Consider the following 18,082-nt stretch of genomic DNA (forward strand, 5'->3'; position numbering starts at 1 on the left):
TTGTAACGGTCAGCCGTAATTAAACGACTGGAGCACGCCAGTCATCGGAACCCGAAGTACCGGATACTTCGTGGGTCCAGGTGATTTTGCGGTAGGTGAACTGCACTTCTTCCAGGTGGGTGAAGTGCGCGTTGCCTGGATCCTGGCAGTTGTGCATTTTGTTGTTGATGGCGACGATGATCGCGTCTTCCAGTTTGGTGGTGTAGTAGTGCTCTTGGGTGCCTTGGGCCGAAGTGCGGTACCACTGGATAACGATTTCGCTCATGCGCTCGCCGGAAGTCAGTGCTGCTTGCAGCAGTGGCGAAGCCTTGTCGTAGACCTTGGTGATCACAACTGGCTTGTGAACGCGCTGACCGGTTGGCTGACCGGATTGCGGGTCACGCGGGATGATCACGTCGTGGGTGAAAGCCTGAACCATGACCTGGTCTTCGTGGCCTTCCTGGTAGGTGTTGCCAACGGAGTCGGCGGTGAAGGCGCCGGCAGTGATCAGGCCTTGTTTTTCGCCGGTAACCGACATGTACGCTGGTGTTGCCATGGGGTGCTCTCCTTGCGGATAAAGTTAGGGTGCCCGGAGGCGAAATCGCCCGGTGGGTGGCTGAGGGATATCAAGGAGCGTGCCAGGTTTTGCGCGGTGCCCGGATGGCGGGGGCTTGAGGGCGGCGGATTCAGAAACGGCCGATTTTTTACCGCGATAACCGGAAGAAAGTGCGCAAGAAGTTGCGCAGTACTGCGCAACTTCTTGCGCACTTGGCTGCAGGGCTTGAGCGGTGTGGGCTGCAGAGGATTTACCCGCTGAAATATTACAACCAACTGCGCAACTTCTTGCGCAGTTGGGCATTTGCCAGCGCCGAGGTGTCTGCTTCGCGAGCAGGCTCCTTCCTGCAGAGGCGCAAAACACGGGTTGGAAAGCGTCTTATAAATGAAACACCGCGCTCGGCTATACTCCCCGCATTTCGATCAGGCACCGAGGAATCACTGTGAAGAACTGGACGTTGCGCCAACGAATTTTGGCGAGCTTTGCGGTGATTATCGCGATCATGCTGTTGATGGTGGTGCTGTCCTACTCACGGCTGCTGAAGATCGAGGCCAGTGAGAACAGCGTGCGTGACGATGCCATTCCAGGCGTCTATTACAGCTCGATGATTCGTGGCGCATGGGTCGACAGTTATTTGCAGACCCAGGAGCTGCTCGGCCTCAAGGAAGGCCAGGGCATTTCCAATGAAGATGCGGCGGACTACAAGGCGTTCGAAGCGCGTCTGCAGGAACAGATGGCCAACTATCGCAAGACCATGGCCACCGATGAGGACCGATCCGAATTCGCCTTGTTCGAGAAGTATCACGACACCTACATCCAGATTCAGGATGCTGTCCTGGACTTGCACTCGCGCAATCTGGAAGCCGATGCAATCAAGCTCTTTAACGAAAAGCTGACCCCAGCCTGGTACACCGGGCGCATGAAACTCAACGACATCATTGGCGAGAACAAAGTCGTCGCCGATAACGCAATGGCCAACATCGACGACGCGGTGGCAACGGCCAAAGTCAGCATGGTCATTTCCCTGCTGGTTGCGGTGCTGGCCGCCGGCCTCTGCGGTCTGCTGTTGATGCGCGCGATCATGGCGCCGATGAACCGCATCGTGACCATCCTCGACATCATGCGCACCGGTGATCTGAGCTCGCGCCTGAACCTCGATCGCAAGGACGAATTCGGCGCGGTCGAAACCGGCTTCAACGATATGATGACCGAACTGACGTCGCTGGTGTCCCAGGCCCAGCGCTCTTCGGTGCAGGTGACCACTTCGGTCACCGAGATCGCCGCCACCTCCAAGCAGCAACAGGCCACCGCCACCGAAACCGCAGCGACCACCACCGAAATTGGCGCCACCTCCCGCGAGATCGCGGCGACCTCGCGGGATCTGGTGCGCACCATGACCGAAGTCTCCACCGCTGCCGATCAGGCTTCGGTGCTCGCCGGCTCCGGCCAGCAAGGCCTGGCGCGCATGGAAGACACCATGCATTCGGTCATGGGCGCGGCGGATCTGGTCAACGCCAAACTGGCGATCCTCAACGAGAAGGCCGGCAACATCAATCAGGTGGTGGTGACCATCGTCAAGGTCGCCGACCAGACCAACCTGCTGTCGCTCAACGCGGCGATCGAAGCCGAGAAGGCGGGCGAGTACGGTCGCGGTTTTGCGGTGGTCGCCACCGAAGTCCGACGTCTGGCCGATCAGACTGCCGTGGCCACGTACGACATCGAGCAAATGGTTCGCGAGATCCAGTCGGCGGTGTCGGCCGGGGTGATGGGCATGGACAAGTTTTCCGAAGAAGTACGTCGGGGCATGTCCGAAGTGCAGCAGGTCGGCGAGCAGCTGTCGCAGATCATCCATCAGGTGCAGGCATTGGCGCCGCGCGTGTTGATGGTCAACGAAGGCATGCAGGCCCAGGCCACCGGCGCCGAGCAGATCAACCATGCGCTGGTGCAGTTGGGCGATGCCAGCAGCCAGACCGTCGAATCGCTGCGTCAGGCCAGTTTCGCCATTGATGAGCTGAGCCAGGTGGCCGTCGGCCTGCGCAGCGGCGTTTCGCGATTCAAAGTCTGATGAGCGAAATCGTCGCCAAGCGTAGCGCCGCGCCAGTTGCGAAGCAGGCGCTGTTCCTGCTGTTTCGCATCGGCAGCGAACGCTACGCCCTGCGCGCCACTGAAGTGGCGGAAGTGCTGCCGCGCCTGCCGCTGAAGCCGATTGCCCGGGCGCCGCAGTGGGTGGCCGGGGTGTTCGCCTATCGCGGTGCGGTGGTGCCGGTGATTGATCTCAGCGCGCTGACTTTTGGCCAGCCCGCGAAGGAGCGCACCAGCACGCGGCTGGTGTTGGTCAATTATCAGCCGGAGCAATCGCAACCAGCGCAATGGCTCGGGCTGATACTCGAGCAGGCCACCGACACGCTGCGCTGTCATCCGGACGATTTCCAGCCCTACGGCCTCGACAACCGCGAGGCGCCGTACCTCGGCCCGGTGCGCGAAGATGCGCAGGGATTGCTGCAATGGGTGCGGGTCAAAGACTTGCTCGATGATGCCGTGCGCAGTTTGTTGTTCCCCGATCCGCCGCGTGATCCGGCGCAGTCAGAGGCGCAGCCATGAGTGGTGATCAGCGCTTTTTCGATTTCCTCAAAGAACGCATCGGCCTCGATGTCGCTTCGGTGGGCGCGGCGATCATCGAGCGTGCCGTGCGCCAGCGCACCACGCTGTCCCAGGCCGCCCACGCCGACGAATATTGGCAGCTGTTGCAAGGCTCGCGGGACGAACAGCAAGCACTGATCGAAGCGGTGATCGTTCCGGAAACGTGGTTTTTCCGTTACCCGGAATCCTTTGCCACCTTGGGCAAACTGGCCCGTCAGCGTCTCGCCGAGCTCAACAACATGCGCGCGTTGCGCATCCTCAGCCTGCCGTGCTCGACCGGTGAAGAACCCTATTCGATCGCCATGGCCCTGCTTGATGCCGGGATCAAGCCGCATCAGTTCAAGGTCGATGGCATGGACATCAGCCCGCTATCGGTGGACAAGGCGCGCCGTGCTGTTTACGGCAAGAACTCGTTTCGCGGGCAGGATCTGCAATTTCGCGATCGGCATTTCATGCCTGAGCAGGACGGCCACCGGGTCAACGAATACGTTCGCGAACAGGTGCGCTGGCAGGTCGGCAATGTCCTCGATCCGACACTGTTGGCGAGCGAGCCAGCCTTCGATTTCGTGTTCTGCCGCAACCTGCTGATCTACTTCGACCAGCCGACGCAGAAGCAGGTGTTCGAAGTGCTCAAGCGTCTGACCCATGTCGACGGCGTGCTGTTTATCGGCCCGGCGGAGGGCAGTCTGCTCGGGCGCTTGGGCATGCGCTCGATCGGCATCGCGCAGTCGTTCGCTTTCAGCCGTCACAGCGAGCCGCACCCCGAACCGCTGCCGACGCCCAAACCGGTTGCCGTGCCAGTCAGCCAGTCGCCCCGCAGCACGCCGCCCGCGCCAGTGCGCAACCGGCCGTTCGCTGCCGTGACGCCTTTGCCGGTGACGAAAAAAGCCTCCGACCCGGACGCCGCAACACTGCTGGCCAACATCGCCGCGTTGGCCAACGAAGGCAAAAGCGCCGAGGCTCGTGCCGCGTGCGAACATTATCTGCGCCGGCATGAACCTGTGGCGCAGGTGTTCTACTGGCTCGGCCTGCTCAGCGATGTCGCCGGCCTGAGCCTCGAAGCCCAGGGTTTCTATCGCAAGGCCTTGTACCTTGAGCCGCAACACCCCGAAGCGCTGATGCACCTGGCCGCGTTGCTGCAGGCCCAGGGCGACACGGCGGGTGCCCGACGATTGCAGGAGCGCGCCGCCCGCAGCGGGCGCACCGCCGACAGTGAGCGTAAACGATGAGCGCGTCCGACACTTTGAACGTTACCCACGAAGACGCCCGAGCCATCGATGATTGCTGGAACCGTATCGGCATTCATGGCGACAAGACCTGCCCGCTGCTGGACGAGCACATCCATTGCCGCAACTGTTCGGTGTATTCCGCCGCCGCCACGCGGCTGCTCGACCGCTATTCGCTGCAGCAGGACCAGCGCGAAGCGGTGGTCGGCAAGGTCGAAATCGATGTCAAAACCCGCTCGCTGTTGATGTTTCGCCTCGGCGAGGAATGGCTCGGACTGGCGACGCGCAGTCTCGTCGAAGTGGCGCCACTGCAGGCGATTCACTCGTTGCCGCATCAGCGCTCGCGCGCCCTGCTCGGGGTAGCCAATGTCCGTGGTGCGCTGGTCGCGTGTCTGTCGCTGGTGGAGTTGCTCGACCTCGACGGCAGCGCTGCGCCGGTCAGCGGCGGCCGAGTCATGCCGCGCATGCTGATCATCGGCGCCCACGGCGGGCCAGTGGTGGTGCCGGTGGATGAGGTCGACGGCATTCATGCCATCGACGAACGCATCCTCGACGCGGCGTCGCAGTCCGGTGTGCAGGCCAGTGCCAAGTACACTCGAGGCGTTCTGCAATATCGCGGTCGCAGCCTGCGCTGGCTGGATGAAGAACAGCTGTTGTCCGCCGTGACCCGGAGCCTGACATGACCCCCGAGCAAATGCGCGACGCCTCACTGCTCGAACTGTTCAGCCTCGAAGCCGAAGCCCAGACTCAAGTCCTCAGCGCCGGGCTGCTGGCGCTGGAGCGCAATCCGACCCAGGCCGATCAACTGGAGTCGTGCATGCGCGCGGCGCATTCGCTCAAAGGCGCGGCGCGCATCGTTGGTATCGACAGTGGCGTCAGCGTCGCCCACGTTATGGAAGATTGCCTGGTCAGCGCGCAGGAAGGGCGTTTGTTGCTGCGCCCCGAGCACATCGACGCGTTGCTGCAGGGCACCGACCTGCTGATGCGCATCGCCACGCCGACCAATGCGCCGCAACCTGCGGACATTGACGCCTACGTGACGCTGATGGGGCGTTTGCTCGATCCCTCGACCCCAGCCGCTGTGGTTGCCGCGCCGCCGATGGCCGAATTGCAGATCGAGCCAGCGCCAGTAGCGTCAATACCGATCATGGACGAGCCCGCCGAGCCGCCCCCGCGCAAAAACAAACGCACCACCGAAGGCGGCGAACGCGTCTTGCGCGTCACCGCCGAACGCCTGAACAGCCTGCTCGATCTGTCGAGCAAATCGCTGGTGGAAACCCAGCGTCTCAAGCCGCATCTGGCGACCATGCAGCGCCTCAAACGCATGCAGAACAACGGTCTGCGCGCGCTGGAAAACCTCAATGTGCACCTGAAGGAACATGCTCTGAGTCTGGAAGCACTCGAGTCGCTGGAGGATGCGCGGCGCTTGCTCGCCGAGTCGCAGCAACTGCTCAGCGAGAAAAACGCTGAACTCGACGAATTCGCCTGGCAGGCCAGCCAGCGCGCACAAGTGCTTTACGACACTGCGCTGGCCTGCCGCATGCGCCCGTTCGCCGATGTGTTGAGCGGGCAGGCGCGCATGGTTCGCGACCTCGGCCGCAGCCTCGGCAAACAAGTGCGCCTGGAGATCGAAGGCGAGAAAACCCAGGTCGATCGCGACGTGCTGGAGAAGCTCGAAGCGCCGCTGACTCACCTGCTGCGCAACGCCGTTGATCACGGCATCGAAACCCCGGAACAACGCCTGCTCAAGGGTAAGTCCGAAGAAGGCCTGATCCGCCTGCGCGCCTCCCATCAGGCCGGTCTGCTGGTGCTGGAGTTGAGCGATGACGGCAATGGCGTCGATCTGGAAAAAGTCCGCCGCAGCATCGTCGAACGCCAGTTATCCCCAGCCGAAACCGCAGCGCAATTGAGCGAAGAGGAGTTGCTGACGTTCCTGTTTCTGCCGGGATTCAGCCTGCGCGACAAAGTCACCGAAGTGTCCGGCCGTGGCGTCGGCCTCGATGCGGTTCAGCACATGGTTCGCCAACTACGCGGGGCCGTGGTGCTCGAACAGGCGGCGGGCGAGGGCAGTCGTTTTCATCTGGAAGTGCCGCTGACCTTGTCGGTGGTGCGCAGTCTGGTGGTGGAAGTCGGCGAGGAGGCTTACGCATTCCCGTTAGCGCATATCGAACGTATGTGCGATCTGGCCCCCGAAGACATCGTGCAGATCGAAGGGCGTCAGCATTTCTGGCACGAAGGCCAGCATGTTGGCCTGGTGGCGGCCAGTCAGTTGCTCAACCGCCCGGCCAGTCAGAACGATGGCGCTACCCTCAAAGTCGTGGTGATCCGCGAGCGCGAAGCAATTTATGGGGTGGCGGTCGAGCGCTTCGTCGGCGAGCGCACGCTGGTGGTGTTGCCGCTGGATGAGCGTCTGGGCAAGGTTCAGGACATTTCCGCCGGGGCCTTGCTCGATGATGGCTCGGTGGTGCTGATCGTCGATGTCGAAGACATGCTGCGTTCGGTGGACAAGTTGCTCAATACCGGGCGTCTGGAACGCATTGCCCGCCACGGTAACCAGGCCGCCGAAGCAGCGCGCAAACGGGTGTTGGTGGTCGACGATTCGCTGACGGTGCGCGAGCTGCAGCGCAAATTGCTACTCAATCGCGGCTACGACGTCGCGGTAGCGGTGGACGGCATGGACGGGTGGAACGCGCTGCGTTCGGAGAACTTCGACCTGCTGATCACGGACATCGACATGCCGCGCATGGACGGCATCGAGCTGGTCACCCTGTTGCGCCGCGACAACCGTCTGCAATCGCTGCCGGTGATGGTGGTGTCGTACAAGGATCGCGAAGAAGACCGCCGCCGTGGACTGGACGCCGGCGCCGACTATTATCTAGCCAAAGCCAGTTTTCATGACGACGCCCTGCTCGATGCAGTGGTCGAGCTCATTGGGGGAGCGCGGGCATGAGGATCGCAATCGTCAACGACATGCCCCTGGCGGTGGAGGCGCTGCGCCGAGCGCTGGCCTTCGAGCCGGCGCATCAGGTGATCTGGGTCGCCAGCAACGGCGCCGAGGCGGTGCAACGCTGCGCCGAATACACTCCGGACCTGATTCTGATGGATCTGATCATGCCGATCATGGACGGCGTCGAAGCCACGCGGCGGATCATGGCCGAGACGCCGTGCGCCATTGTCATCGTCACCGTCGACCGTCAGCAGAACGTGCATCGTGTGTTCGAGGCCATGGGCCACGGCGCGCTGGATGTGGTCGACACCCCGGCGATCGGCGCTGGCAATGCTCAGGAAGCCGCCGCGCCGTTGCTGCGCAAGATCCTCAACATCGGCTGGCTGATCGGCGACAAGGCGCCGCGTGCGCGCCCGACGCCGAGTTCGCCGCGCAGTTCTCCGTCACGGCAGCGGCTGGTGGCGATCGGTTCGTCCGCCGGCGGGCCGGCGGCGCTGGAAATGTTGCTCAAAGGCCTGCCGAGGGATTTTTCTGCGGCGATCGTGCTGGTGCAGCATGTCGACCAGGTATTCGCCGCAGGCATGGCCGAATGGCTGGCCAGCGCCAGCGGTCTCGATGTGCGTCTGGCCCGCGAAGGCGAGCCGCCGCAGAGCGGCGCGGTATTGCTGGCCGGCACCAATCACCATATTCGCCTGCTCAAGAACGGCACGCTGGCCTACACCGCCGAACCGGTCAACGAGATCTATCGCCCCTCGATCGACGTTTTTTTCGAGAGCGTTGCCAGTTACTGGAACGGTGACGCGGCCGGGGTTTTATTGACCGGGATGGGGCGCGATGGCGCGCAAGGGCTTAAGCTCATGCGCCAACAGGGTTATTTGACCATCGCCCAGGATCAGCACAGCAGTGCGGTGTACGGCATGCCCAAGGCTGCCGCGGCGATCGATGCTGCGGTGGAAATCCGCCCGCTGGAAAAGATAGCGCCACGATTGCTGGAGATTTTCCCCAAATGAACAGGTTGATCCGCAATCCAGGCCCCCGCAGTACTCAGGTGACCGCCCATGAATGATTTACAGATCGACGACATTAAAACCGACGAGAACGCCGCCATGGTGTTGTTGGTGGATGATCAGGCGATGATCGGCGAAGCGGTGCGCCGTGGGCTGTCGAATCAGGAAAACATCGACTTCCACTTCTGCTCTGACCCGCAGCAGGCCATCGCCCAGGCGGTGCGGATCAAGCCGACGGTAATCCTTCAGGATCTGGTGATGCCCGGCCTCGATGGCCTGAGCCTGGTGCGCGAATACCGCAATCATCCGGCGACCAGGGACATCCCGATCATCGTTCTGTCGACCAAGGAAGACCCGCTGATCAAGAGCGCGGCGTTCTCAGCTGGCGCCAACGATTATCTGGTGAAGCTGCCGGACACCATCGAACTGGTCGCGCGCATCCGTTATCACTCGCGCTCCTACATGACCTTGCTGCAGCGCGACGCGGCGTACCGGGCGTTGCGGGTCAGCCAGCAGCAATTGCTCGACACCAATCTGGTGCTGCAACGGTTGATGAACTCCGATGGCCTGACCGGGCTGTCCAACCGCCGCCACTTCGACGAGTACCTGGAACTGGAGTGGCGCCGTTCGCTGCGCGATCAGACGCAGCTGTCGTTGCTCATGATCGACGTGGATTACTTCAAATCGTACAACGACAGTTTCGGCCACGTCGAAGGCGACGAAGCCTTGCGCAAGGTTGCCGCAGCCATCCGTGATGCCAGTGCACGACCGTCGGATCTGCCGGCGCGTTACGGCGGCGAGGAGTTTGTGCTCGTCCTGCCGAACACCTCGCCGGGCGGTGCGCGGCTGTTGGCCGAGAAGCTGCGCCAGACCGTCGCGGCGCTGAAGATCCCACATAACACGCCGACCGAAGGCTCCAGTCTGACCATCAGCATTGGTCTGGCGACCATGGTGCCGCAGTCCGGAAGCGATTGCCGGCTGCTGATTTCGGCGGCGGATCGCGGGTTGTATCTGGCCAAGAACAACGGGCGTAATCAGGTCGGGATTGAATAGGCCCGCGATCCTGGTAGGAGCTGCCGAAGGCTGCGATCTTTTGATCTTGAAAGCAAAATCAAAAGATCGCAGCCTTCGGCAGCTCCTACAGTGAGAATGCGTCAAGTGAATCACCCCCACACCCGCCAGACGGGCTGCCGCAGCAGCCTGTTTACGTTATACTCGCCGGCTTTCAAAAGTTCGCCAACGAGTGCTGCCCGTCATGGAAATCAACCCGATCCTGAACACCATCAAGGACCTGTCCGAGCGCTCCGAAACTATTCGGGGGTATCTTTGACTACGATCAAAAGCATGAGCGTCTGACCGAGGTCAATCGCGAGCTTGAAGATCCGAGTGTCTGGAACAAACCTGAATACGCCCAGGAGCTGGGCCGCGAGCGTGCCGCGCTGGCGCAGATCGTCGACACCCTCGACGAACTGAACGGCGGTCTGGCCGATTGCCGCGACCTGCTGGAAATGGCCGTCGAAGAGAACGACGAAGGCGCAGTGGGCGATGTCGTCGCCGAGCTGGCCCGTCTCGAGGAAAATCTGGCCAAGCTGGAATTCCGCCGCATGTTCAGCCATGAAATGGACCCGAACAACGCCTACCTGGACATCCAGGCCGGTTCCGGCGGTACCGAAGCGCAGGACTGGGCCAACATCCTGCTGCGCATGTACCTGCGCTGGGCCGACAAACGCGGTTTCGAAGCGACCATCATGGAACTGTCCGCCGGTGAAGTCGCCGGTATCAAGGGCGCGACCGTGCATATCAAGGGCGAATACGCCTTTGGCTGGCTGCGTACCGAGATCGGCGTGCACCGTCTGGTGCGCAAGAGCCCGTTCGACTCCGGCAACCGCCGCCACACGTCGTTCTCCGCCGTTTTCGTCTCGCCAGAGATCGATGACAAGGTGGAAATCGAAATCAACCCGGCAGACCTGCGGATCGACACCTATCGCTCCTCCGGTGCCGGTGGTCAGCACGTAAACACCACCGACTCGGCGGTACGTATCACTCACGTACCGACCAACACCGTGGTCAGCTGCCAGAACGAACGTTCCCAGCACGCCAACAAGGACACCGCCATGAAAATGCTGCGGGCCAAGTTGTACGAGCAGGAAATGCAGAAGCGCAACGCCGCCTCGCAAGCGCTGGAAGACACCAAGTCGGACATCGGCTGGGGTCACCAGATCCGCTCTTACGTGCTCGATGCGTCGCGGATCAAGGATCTGCGCACCAATATCGAACGCAGCGATTGCGACAAGGTGCTCGACGGCGACATCGACGAATACCTGGAAGCCAGCCTGAAATCCGGCCTGTAACACCCTCTGTGGGAGCGGGCTCGCCCGCGATCCCCAGCCGAAGGCTGGGGGCAACGAACCTGATGGAATACTTAAAGACATGAGCGACCTACAACTCGACCCGCAAGCCCTGCAACAGGAAGAAAACTCCCTGATCGCCCTGCGCAAGGAAAAGCTTGCTGCCGAGCGCGCCAAGGGCAATGCCTTCCCCAACGACTTCCGCCGCGAAAACTACTGCGATGCCTTGCAGAAACAGTACGCGGACAAGACCAAGGAAGAGCTGGCAGAGGCTGCAATCCCGGTCAAGGTCGCCGGTCGCATCATGCTCAACCGTGGCTCGTTCATGGTGATCCAGGACATGACCGGGCGCATTCAGGTCTACGTCAATCGCAAGACCTTGCCTGAAGAAACCCTGGCCGCGGTGAAAACCTGGGACATGGGCGACATCATTGCTGCCGAAGGCACCCTGGCGCGTTCCGGCAAGGGTGACCTCTACGTAGAAATGACCAATGTCCGGCTGCTGACCAAGTCGCTGCGCCCGCTGCCGGACAAGCACCACGGCCTGACCGACACCGAGCAGCGCTATCGTCAGCGTTACGTTGACCTGATCGTCAACGAAGACGTGCGCCAGACGTTCCGCGTACGTTCGCAAGTGATCGCGCACATCCGCAGCTTCCTGATGAAGCGCGACTTCCTCGAAGTCGAAACGCCGATGCTGCAGACCATTCCCGGCGGCGCTGCGGCCAAGCCGTTCGAAACCCACCACAATGCGCTGGACCTGCCAATGTTCCTGCGTATTGCCCCTGAGCTTTATCTGAAGCGTCTGGTGGTTGGCGGTTTCGAGAAGGTCTTCGAGATCAACCGCAACTTCCGTAACGAAGGCGTTTCGACCCGCCACAACCCTGAATTCACCATGTTGGAGTTCTATCAGGCGTACGCCGATTACGAAGACAACATGGACCTCACCGAAGAACTGTTCCGCGAACTGGCGCAGCTGGTTCTGGGCAGCACCGACGTCCCGTATGGCGACAAGGTGTTCCACTTCGGTGAGCCGTTCGTGCGTCTGTCGGTGTTCGACTCGATTCTCAAGTACAACCCTGAGCTGACCGCCGATGATCTGAATGACATCGACAAGGCTCGCGCCATCGCCAAGAAGGCCGGCGCCAAGGTGCTTGGCTTCGAAGGTCTGGGCAAGCTGCAAGTGATGATTTTCGAAGAGCTGGTGGAGCACAAGCTGGAGCAGCCGCACTTCATCACGCAGTACCCGTTCGAAGTGTCGCCGCTGGCCCGTCGCAACGATGAGAACCCGAACGTCACCGACCGTTTCGAGCTGTTCATCGGTGGTCGTGAAATCGCCAACGCCTATTCCGAGTTGAACGACGCGGAAGACCAGGCCGAACGCTTCATGGCGCAGGTGGCCGACAAGGACGCCGGTGACGACGAAGCCATGCACTATGACGCCGACTTCGTTCGGGCGCTGGAGTACGGCATGCCGCCAACGGCCGGTGAAGGCATCGGCATTGATCGTCTGGTGATGTTGCTGACCAACTCGCCATCGATCCGCGATGTGATCCTGTTCCCGCACATGCGACCGCAAGCGTAAACGTTTCAGTTAAAAAGCCGCCTAAAACAGGCGGCTTTTTATTGCCTGTCTGGTACAAATGTATCAGTTGGTTACTTTGGAATTAGTAGAGGAAGTGCTGTCGTGATGGGTGCAATAGCTCAAGAAGGCGCAGCGGGTATCGCCACTGCGGTCGCTGAAAGTGTTCAGTACCAGGGCCGCAAGGCCAGCCGACAGGGCAGTGAGCAGCGTCGCCAGGACATTCTCGACGCGGCGATGCGCATTGTCGTGCGCGACGGCGTGCGTGCCGTGCGCCATCGTGCGGTGGCGGCCGAGGCCGGTGTGCCGTTGTCGGCGACCACGTATTACTTCAAGGACATCGACGACCTGCTCACCGATACCTTCGCCCAGTACGTGGAACGCAGCGCGGCGTACATGGCCAAGTTGTGGATCAACAACGAAGGCCTGCTGCGCGAAATGGTGGTCAGTGCCGACGGTAGTCCGGAGTCGCGTTCGCAACTGGCCGACGACATTGCGCGGTTGATGGCCGATTACGTGCATCGGCAACTGATCAATCGCCGTGAGCATCTGATGGCCGAACAGGCGTTCCGCCAGGAAGCGCTGCTCAACCCGCGTCTGGCCATTCTGGTGCGCTCGCATCAGCAGATTCTGTTGCAGGGCACTTGCCAGTTGTTCCAGGTGCTGGGCTCGCGTGAACCGCAGCAGGATGCCAAGGTGTTGACGGCGATTATCGGACGGATGGAATATCAGGGCCTGCTCAACGACGCCGAGCCCTTGGCTGAAGAGGACATGCTCGGGATCCTGACGCGCTATATGCACCTTGTATTGGCGTCGGTGTAACACAATGCCGTCCGTCTGACGCCGATCCCCCTGTGGGAGCTGCCGAAGGCTGCGATCTTTTGATCTGCTTTTAGAAGGCCAGGGTCAAAAGATCGCAGCCTTCGGCAGCTCCTACAGGGGGCCCGCGCCCAGTCATTCAAAGCGTCACGTTTTCTACAGGAGTTTCGGGTGGACGATTACCAGCAGACGATACGCATGTTGTCCGATCGCATTGTGCTGGCGCAGACGCCGATCCGCGTGCTCGATGCGGTCAAGTGGGACGACAACGTGCGCAAGGGCTTCCTCAAGGCCAAAGGCAAGGAAATGCCGGCGGTGGATCGCGACTACTACCTCAACCGCCCGCTGTCGTTTGATTCAAGCCAGGTCAAACTGGAATTCCAGAACATCGAACGCGACATCACCCGCCAGCTCGGCCAGTTCAATCCGGTCGGGCAGATCATGCGCCGCATGTGCAAGGAATACCGCATGGTGGTGCGCATGCTGGAGGCGCGCGGCACCGAGGACTTCGGCCTGATTTCGCAGGAGCTTTACGGCGCAGCGTCCGATGCCTTCCACGCCGGCGACCCGACGTTGGCCGACCTCGGCCTGATGATGTCCGATTACCTGAATAACATCGATGGGCGCGGCGACCTCAAGGACGAACCGAAAATTCTTACCGCCAAGGACGCGGTGCACCTGCTGCAAACCCGCTTGAACAAGGTGTTTGGCGAGGCCGAAGAAACCATTCGCGTGTTCGAGTCCGATGGCATTGTTGCCGACGCCGCAGCGGGCGCCGACTACATCAAGATCCGCACCGACGCGCTGTTCAACGACCGCGACGTGCGTGCGCTGGAAGTTCACGAAGGCCTGGTGCATGTCGGCACCACGCTCAACGGTTTGAACCAGCCGATCTGTACCTTCCTGTCGAAAGGCCCGCCCTCGTCGACGGTGACCCAGGAAGGGCTGGCGATCCTGATGGAGATCATTACTTTCGCCTCCTACCCGAGTCGCTTGCGCAAACTGACCAACCGCACCCGTGCGATTCATATGGTCGAGGAGGGCGCGGACTTCTTGCAGATCTACGAATTCTTCCGCGAGCAGGGTTTCGAAATGGCCGAAAGCTACGGTAACGCCAGCCGGGTCTTCCGTGGCTCGACACCGACCGGTCTGCCATTCACCAAAGACTTGTCCTACCTCAAGGGCTTCATCATGATTTACAACTACATTCAGTTGGCCGTGCGCAAGGGCAAGCTTGAGCAGATTCCGCTGTTGTTCTGTGGCAAGACTACGCTGGAAGACATGCGGACTTTGCGTCAGCTGGTGGATGAAGGGCTGGTGGTGCCACCCAAATATCTGCCGGATCAGTTCCGTGACATGAATGCGTTGTCGGCGTGGATGTGTTTCTCCAACTTCCTCAACCATTTGAGCCTGGACCGGATTGAGGCGGACTATTCCAATATCCTCTAACCCCAACCCGTCTATCCCCTGTGGGAGCGGGCTTGCTCGCGAAAGCGGTCTGATATTCAAAAAAGGTGTCGACTGACACACCGCCTTCGCGAGCAAGCCCGCTCCCACCGGTTTGATTTGTGTTCAGCTCTTTTCTCTGCGAGGTTTCACCGGATGAGAATCCTCGGCATTCTTTGCCTGCTCTTGACCCTCGGCGGTTGCAGTTCGCTGCTGTTCTACCCGGAGCCGGGTCAGGTCTTCACCCCGGACAAAGCCAAACTCGAATACCGCACCGTCACTCTGGTCACCGCTGATGGCTTGAAGCTCAACGCCTGGTGGCTGCCGGCCAAATCCGGCGTCGAGGTCAAAGGCACGGTCCTGCATTTGCACGGCAACGGCGGCAATCTGCCGATGCACCTGGGCGGCAGTTGGTGGTTGCCGAAGCATGGCTATCAGGTGCTGCTGGTCGACTATCGTGGCTACGGTTTGTCCGAGGGCAAACCGAGCCTGCCGGCGATTTATCAGGACATCGACGCGGCGTTCGCCTGGCTCGACAACGCGCCCGAGGTCAAGGGCAAACCGCTGGTGCTGCTCGGGCAGAGCCTCGGTGGCGCCATGGCTGTGCATTGGCTGGTGCAACATCCTGAGCGTCAAAAACAGCTCAAGGCGCTGGTGCTGGATGGCGTGCCGGCCAGTTATCGCAGCGTCGGCCAGTTTGCCCTCAGCACTTCCTGGCTGACCTGGCCGTTGCAGGTGCCGCTGTCGTGGCTGGTGCCCGACGGCGACAGCGCAATCAACTCGATGGCGCAGCTGACGGGCGTGCCCAAGCTGATCTTCCACAGCATCGACGATCCGCTGGTGCCGATGGCCAACGGCATTCGCCTGTATCAGGCAGCGCCCCCGCCGCGCGTGTTGCAGCTGACCCGTGGCGGTCATGTGCAAACCTTTGGCGACCCGGTGTGGCGCCAGGTCATGCTGCGCTATCTCGACGATCCCGAACACTTCGACGGCCTGCGCCGCCTCGGCGAAATCCCCAACTATCCGCCGCCCCCGAATTCCGAAGATGAGACCCCGCAATGACTGAAGAACGTAATGCCATCCCGCTGATCATCACCGGTATCTGCAGCATCCTCGGCACCGTCGGGGCGCTGTGGTACTACGGCTACCTGCATTTTGCCAAGCCGGAGGATGCGTTGCTGCTCAGCGAATTCACCATGCTCAAGACCGTGCCGGGCGAAGACTACAAAGTTTCTGTGACCCCCGCGCCACAAGTGGCGCAGTGCATTGATGGCGTGCTGGTGCTGTTTGATACCGAGCAGAAAGGCCTGACCGGGGTGTTGGTCAATGCGCAGAAGAAAGCGGTGCGTTGCATGGGTGAAGAGACCCCACAAAAACTACAGCCTTAAAAGCAAAGATCGCAGCCTTCGGCAGCGCCTACAGGAGATGGATTCCCATGTAGAAGCTGCCGAAGGCTGCGATCTTTTAATCTTCAAAAACCCCCGCCTGATCACTGAGGCGGGGGTTTTTGCGTTACGACGTAAAGCTTAGTTCGAGCTCACCGAAGAACGCGGTGCAACCGGTTGGTTGTCGTTGGAAATGGTCACTTCCACACGACGGTTCATCGCACGGCCCGAGACGCTGCCGTTATCCGCTACCGGGTATTCCTTGCCATAACCCTGAGCGACGATGCGCGAAGGATCGACGCCCATTTTGATCAGGGCCATCTGCACGGAAGTCGCGCGACGCTCGGACAGCGACTGGTTGTAGCTCGCGGTGCCGGTGCTGTCGGTGTAACCCTCGACGATCACTTTGCGATCCGGGTTTTCCTGAAGGAATTGCGCCAGTTTGTTGATGTTCACCAGACCGCTGGATTTCAGATCAGCCTTGTTGGTGGCGAACAGCACGTCACCGAACGTCACCAGCGTACCGCGATCGGTCTGCTTGGCGTTGAGGCTGTCCTGCAGTTGTTTGATCTGCTGGTCACGGGCATCCAGACGGGCCTGGGCGCGTTGGGCAGCGGCGTTCTTCAGGTTGTTTTCAGCGGTGCGCAGGGCGATGGTCTGCTTGGCCACTTCCACGCGCTGGTTGGTCAGATAAGCCAGTTGGTCAACCTTGGCCGCGTCTTCCTTGTCCAGATAAGCCTTGTCGGCCTTGTCCAGATAATCGCTGGCGTCTTTGGTTTCCAGTGCCGCGACTTTGCTCGCCTGTGGGTTGGCCTGCAGGCCGGCGTAGTTGGTGCGCGCCTGTTCCAGGTTCGGGTTAGGCGGGGTGGAGCAGGCAGCCAGTGCAACGCTTGCGGCCAGAAGAGCGGGAATCATCAGTTGCTTACGCATAATTTGTCGTCCTTTCTATCGATAAGAGTTTCAGCTTTGCGGTCGGATGCGCGCTTACTGCACAGTGCGCTGGCTTTCCTGACGCAGTTCCTGAACACCTTTCTGGGAATCCTTCACAGCCTGTTCGGCCTTGGCGGCCTGAGCCTTGCGTTCGGCGACGCGAGCGTCCCATTCAGCCTGTTCGGACAGGCGACGAGCCTCGTCATACTTCTTGTCATGCATGGCGATTTCAGCTTGTTTCAGTTTGTCCTGAGCCTGCTTCATTTCCACTGCAGCGAACTCGGTACCGCCAGCGCTGACGGCGCTGTTGACGGCCGACTGGGTCACGGCGTACTGCTCGGTCGGTGGGTTACCCGCGCAACCCGCGAGCACGAAGCTGGTGCCGATGGCCAGAGCGGCCAGTTTCAGACCGCGCAGGTGGGAAAACGAGGTTTGGGTTTTCATGGTCTTCAACTCCATTAGGCATCTCCTGAAAATACAACTGAATCCATCCTGGCAGAGGAGCCGAAAGCATCGCTTGTTGACGCGAATTGAAACGCTCGTTCCAGGCGTGGTTACCTGTTCCGACCGGCGGCATTTTTGAAAAGTTCAGAAAAGATGGCCTATCGCCAAAAATTAAATTGACCGTTTGGACAAGGCTCTGGGACGGGAACTTTGGCGGTTTGAAGCGGTACGCGCGGGGCGTTAAACAAGCGTAAAAAGATCAAATGTGGGAGCGAGCCTGCTCGCGAATACGGTTTATCAGGCACTGCAGATGTTGGCTTACAAACCGCATTCGCGAGCAAGCTCGCTCCCACAGGTTGAGGTGTTCCAGGTCAGTGCTTCTGCTTGTTCTCAGTCGAGGACAGATCATGCAAATGCCGCCGCGACAACGCCAGAAAACGCGGGGTCGGACCGACATCCTCATACAACGGATCACCTTCCTCATCCGTCGCCACCACCGTCGAGCCCTTCACATACGGCAGGCTTGCTTCGAATTCCTCAAGCGCGGCACCGATCAGCTCGCCGAGCAGCTCCTCGGGATGACGTTTGGGATACATCTCGGCTATTGCCGCCAGGCGCGCGGCGGATTCCACATCCAGATGAATCGTGTAGCCGGTGTCGGTCAGGCGACCTTTGGCGTTTTCTTCCCAATGCTGGGCGAGTTCACGAATTTTCATGATGACCTCATTTCGCGCCTGCGCAGAGCAGGCTTGGGTGAGTGTCCGGCAGCGCCG

17 protein-coding genes are annotated in these 18,082 nt (G+C 60.7%); 13 read left to right on the forward strand and 4 right to left on the reverse strand.

Annotated elements, in window-relative coordinates; translation table 11 throughout:
* Positions 1 to 19 precede the first annotated feature (19 nt).
* Positions 20 to 535 carry an Hcp family type VI secretion system effector gene (locus CXF97_RS08135; protein ID WP_007949952.1) on the reverse strand — a complete coding sequence of 172 codons (516 nt, stop codon included), beginning with the start codon at positions 533 to 535 and terminating at the stop codon, positions 20 to 22.
* Positions 536 to 977: 442 nt separating this feature from the next.
* Here CXF97_RS08135 and CXF97_RS08140 point away from each other — a divergent pair, with 442 nt between their 5' ends.
* From CXF97_RS08140 to CXF97_RS08205, 13 genes are all read left to right on the forward strand, one after another.
* Positions 978 to 2,600 carry a methyl-accepting chemotaxis protein gene (locus tag CXF97_RS08140; RefSeq protein WP_101157779.1) on the forward strand — a complete coding sequence of 541 codons (1,623 nt, stop codon included), beginning with the start codon at positions 978 to 980 and terminating at the stop codon, positions 2,598 to 2,600.
* A complete protein-coding gene (locus tag CXF97_RS08145) occupies positions 2,600 to 3,136 on the forward strand; it encodes a chemotaxis protein CheW (RefSeq protein ID WP_101157781.1) in 537 nt (178 codons plus the stop codon). The genes CXF97_RS08140 and CXF97_RS08145 overlap by 1 nt, the downstream gene beginning before the upstream one ends.
* A complete protein-coding gene (locus CXF97_RS08150) occupies positions 3,133 to 4,404 on the forward strand; it encodes a protein-glutamate O-methyltransferase CheR (protein WP_101157783.1) in 1,272 nt (423 codons plus the stop codon). The genes CXF97_RS08145 and CXF97_RS08150 overlap by 4 nt, the downstream gene beginning before the upstream one ends.
* Positions 4,401 to 5,084 carry a chemotaxis protein CheW gene (locus tag CXF97_RS08155; RefSeq protein ID WP_101157785.1) on the forward strand — a complete coding sequence of 228 codons (684 nt, stop codon included), beginning with the start codon at positions 4,401 to 4,403 and terminating at the stop codon, positions 5,082 to 5,084. The genes CXF97_RS08150 and CXF97_RS08155 overlap by 4 nt, the downstream gene beginning before the upstream one ends.
* Entirely contained in the window at positions 5,081 to 7,351 is a 2,271-nt protein-coding gene (locus CXF97_RS08160; RefSeq protein ID WP_101157787.1) for a hybrid sensor histidine kinase/response regulator, read from the forward strand. Before CXF97_RS08155 ends, CXF97_RS08160 begins: the two co-directional genes overlap by 4 nt.
* Positions 7,348 to 8,358, forward strand: a complete 1,011-nt coding sequence (locus CXF97_RS08165; protein WP_101157789.1) for a chemotaxis response regulator protein-glutamate methylesterase — start codon at positions 7,348 to 7,350, stop codon at positions 8,356 to 8,358. Before CXF97_RS08160 ends, CXF97_RS08165 begins: the two co-directional genes overlap by 4 nt.
* Positions 8,359 to 8,406: 48 nt before the next feature.
* Positions 8,407 to 9,408: a PleD family two-component system response regulator gene (locus CXF97_RS08170; protein ID WP_101157791.1), complete on the forward strand. Its 1,002-nt coding sequence runs from the start codon at positions 8,407 to 8,409 to the stop codon at positions 9,406 to 9,408.
* A 202-nt stretch (positions 9,409 to 9,610) separates the two neighbouring features.
* Positions 9,611 to 10,706 (forward strand): peptide chain release factor 2 gene (gene prfB / locus CXF97_RS08175; protein WP_101157793.1). Its coding sequence is split into 2 segments (ribosomal slippage): positions 9,611 to 9,682 and positions 9,684 to 10,706, totalling 1,095 coding nucleotides; the frame shifts between segments, so codons are not numbered across the junction.
* A gap of 79 nt (positions 10,707 to 10,785) precedes the next feature.
* The gene (lysS, locus tag CXF97_RS08180) at positions 10,786 to 12,288 is read left to right on the forward strand and encodes a lysine--tRNA ligase (RefSeq protein ID WP_101157795.1); all 1,503 of its coding nucleotides are present in this window, start codon (positions 10,786 to 10,788) and stop codon (positions 12,286 to 12,288) included.
* Positions 12,289 to 12,393: 105 nt separating this feature from the next.
* The gene (locus CXF97_RS08185) at positions 12,394 to 13,107 is read left to right on the forward strand and encodes a TetR/AcrR family transcriptional regulator (protein WP_056783159.1); all 714 of its coding nucleotides are present in this window, start codon (positions 12,394 to 12,396) and stop codon (positions 13,105 to 13,107) included.
* A 195-nt stretch (positions 13,108 to 13,302) separates the two neighbouring features.
* Positions 13,303 to 14,553, forward strand: coding sequence for a flavohemoglobin expression-modulating QEGLA motif protein (locus CXF97_RS08190; RefSeq protein WP_178081166.1), 1,251 nt, complete (start codon positions 13,303 to 13,305; stop codon positions 14,551 to 14,553).
* Positions 14,554 to 14,706: 153 nt separating this feature from the next.
* A complete protein-coding gene (locus tag CXF97_RS08200; protein WP_101157799.1) occupies positions 14,707 to 15,612 on the forward strand; it encodes an alpha/beta hydrolase in 906 nt (301 codons plus the stop codon).
* Positions 15,609 to 15,938: a hypothetical protein gene (locus tag CXF97_RS08205; protein ID WP_101157801.1), complete on the forward strand. Its 330-nt coding sequence runs from the start codon at positions 15,609 to 15,611 to the stop codon at positions 15,936 to 15,938. Before CXF97_RS08200 ends, CXF97_RS08205 begins: the two co-directional genes overlap by 4 nt.
* Before the next feature lie 138 nt (positions 15,939 to 16,076).
* Here the strand turns inward: CXF97_RS08205 and CXF97_RS08210 are convergent, their stop codons facing one another.
* The 3 genes from CXF97_RS08210 to CXF97_RS08225 all read right to left on the reverse strand — a co-directional run bounded on the left by CXF97_RS08210 (position 16,077) and on the right by CXF97_RS08225 (position 18,025).
* Positions 16,077 to 16,865, reverse strand: coding sequence for an OmpA family protein (locus tag CXF97_RS08210; RefSeq protein ID WP_024011746.1), 789 nt, complete (start codon positions 16,863 to 16,865; stop codon positions 16,077 to 16,079).
* Between the two features lie 54 nt (positions 16,866 to 16,919).
* A complete protein-coding gene (locus CXF97_RS08215) occupies positions 16,920 to 17,324 on the reverse strand; it encodes a DUF4398 domain-containing protein (RefSeq protein ID WP_024011747.1) in 405 nt (134 codons plus the stop codon).
* Between the two features lie 356 nt (positions 17,325 to 17,680).
* Positions 17,681 to 18,025, reverse strand: coding sequence for a pilin assembly protein (locus CXF97_RS08225; protein ID WP_065615306.1), 345 nt, complete (start codon positions 18,023 to 18,025; stop codon positions 17,681 to 17,683).
* Positions 18,026 to 18,082 lie beyond the last annotated feature (57 nt).

Origin of the sequence: Pseudomonas sp. Choline-02u-1 (assembly GCF_002836515.1) — a bacterium.
Classification (GTDB): domain Bacteria; phylum Pseudomonadota; class Gammaproteobacteria; order Pseudomonadales; family Pseudomonadaceae; genus Aquipseudomonas.

Excerpts from the sequence above, each read along its gene's own strand:
- CXF97_RS08210 (WP_024011746.1), bottom strand. The coding sequence starts at position 16,865 with ATGCGTAAGCAACTGATGATTCCCGCTCTTCTGGCCGCAAGCGTTGCA.
- CXF97_RS08165 (WP_101157789.1), top strand. The coding sequence starts at position 7,348 with ATGAGGATCGCAATCGTCAACGACATGCCCCTGGCGGTGGAGGCGCTG.
- CXF97_RS08160 (WP_101157787.1), top strand. The coding sequence starts at position 5,081 with ATGACCCCCGAGCAAATGCGCGACGCCTCACTGCTCGAACTGTTCAGC.
- CXF97_RS08200 (WP_101157799.1), top strand. The coding sequence starts at position 14,707 with ATGAGAATCCTCGGCATTCTTTGCCTGCTCTTGACCCTCGGCGGTTGC.
- CXF97_RS08225 (WP_065615306.1), bottom strand. The coding sequence starts at position 18,025 with ATGAAAATTCGTGAACTCGCCCAGCATTGGGAAGAAAACGCCAAAGGT.
- CXF97_RS08170 (WP_101157791.1), top strand. The coding sequence starts at position 8,407 with ATGAATGATTTACAGATCGACGACATTAAAACCGACGAGAACGCCGCC.
- CXF97_RS08185 (WP_056783159.1), top strand. The coding sequence starts at position 12,394 with ATGGGTGCAATAGCTCAAGAAGGCGCAGCGGGTATCGCCACTGCGGTC.
- CXF97_RS08215 (WP_024011747.1), bottom strand. The coding sequence starts at position 17,324 with ATGGAGTTGAAGACCATGAAAACCCAAACCTCGTTTTCCCACCTGCGC.
- CXF97_RS08155 (WP_101157785.1), top strand. The coding sequence starts at position 4,401 with ATGAGCGCGTCCGACACTTTGAACGTTACCCACGAAGACGCCCGAGCC.
- CXF97_RS08145 (WP_101157781.1), top strand. The coding sequence starts at position 2,600 with ATGAGCGAAATCGTCGCCAAGCGTAGCGCCGCGCCAGTTGCGAAGCAG.
- CXF97_RS08135 (WP_007949952.1), bottom strand. The coding sequence starts at position 535 with ATGGCAACACCAGCGTACATGTCGGTTACCGGCGAAAAACAAGGCCTG.
- lysS (WP_101157795.1), top strand. The coding sequence starts at position 10,786 with ATGAGCGACCTACAACTCGACCCGCAAGCCCTGCAACAGGAAGAAAAC.
- CXF97_RS08205 (WP_101157801.1), top strand. The coding sequence starts at position 15,609 with ATGACTGAAGAACGTAATGCCATCCCGCTGATCATCACCGGTATCTGC.
- CXF97_RS08150 (WP_101157783.1), top strand. The coding sequence starts at position 3,133 with ATGAGTGGTGATCAGCGCTTTTTCGATTTCCTCAAAGAACGCATCGGC.
- CXF97_RS08190 (WP_178081166.1), top strand. The coding sequence starts at position 13,303 with ATGTTGTCCGATCGCATTGTGCTGGCGCAGACGCCGATCCGCGTGCTC.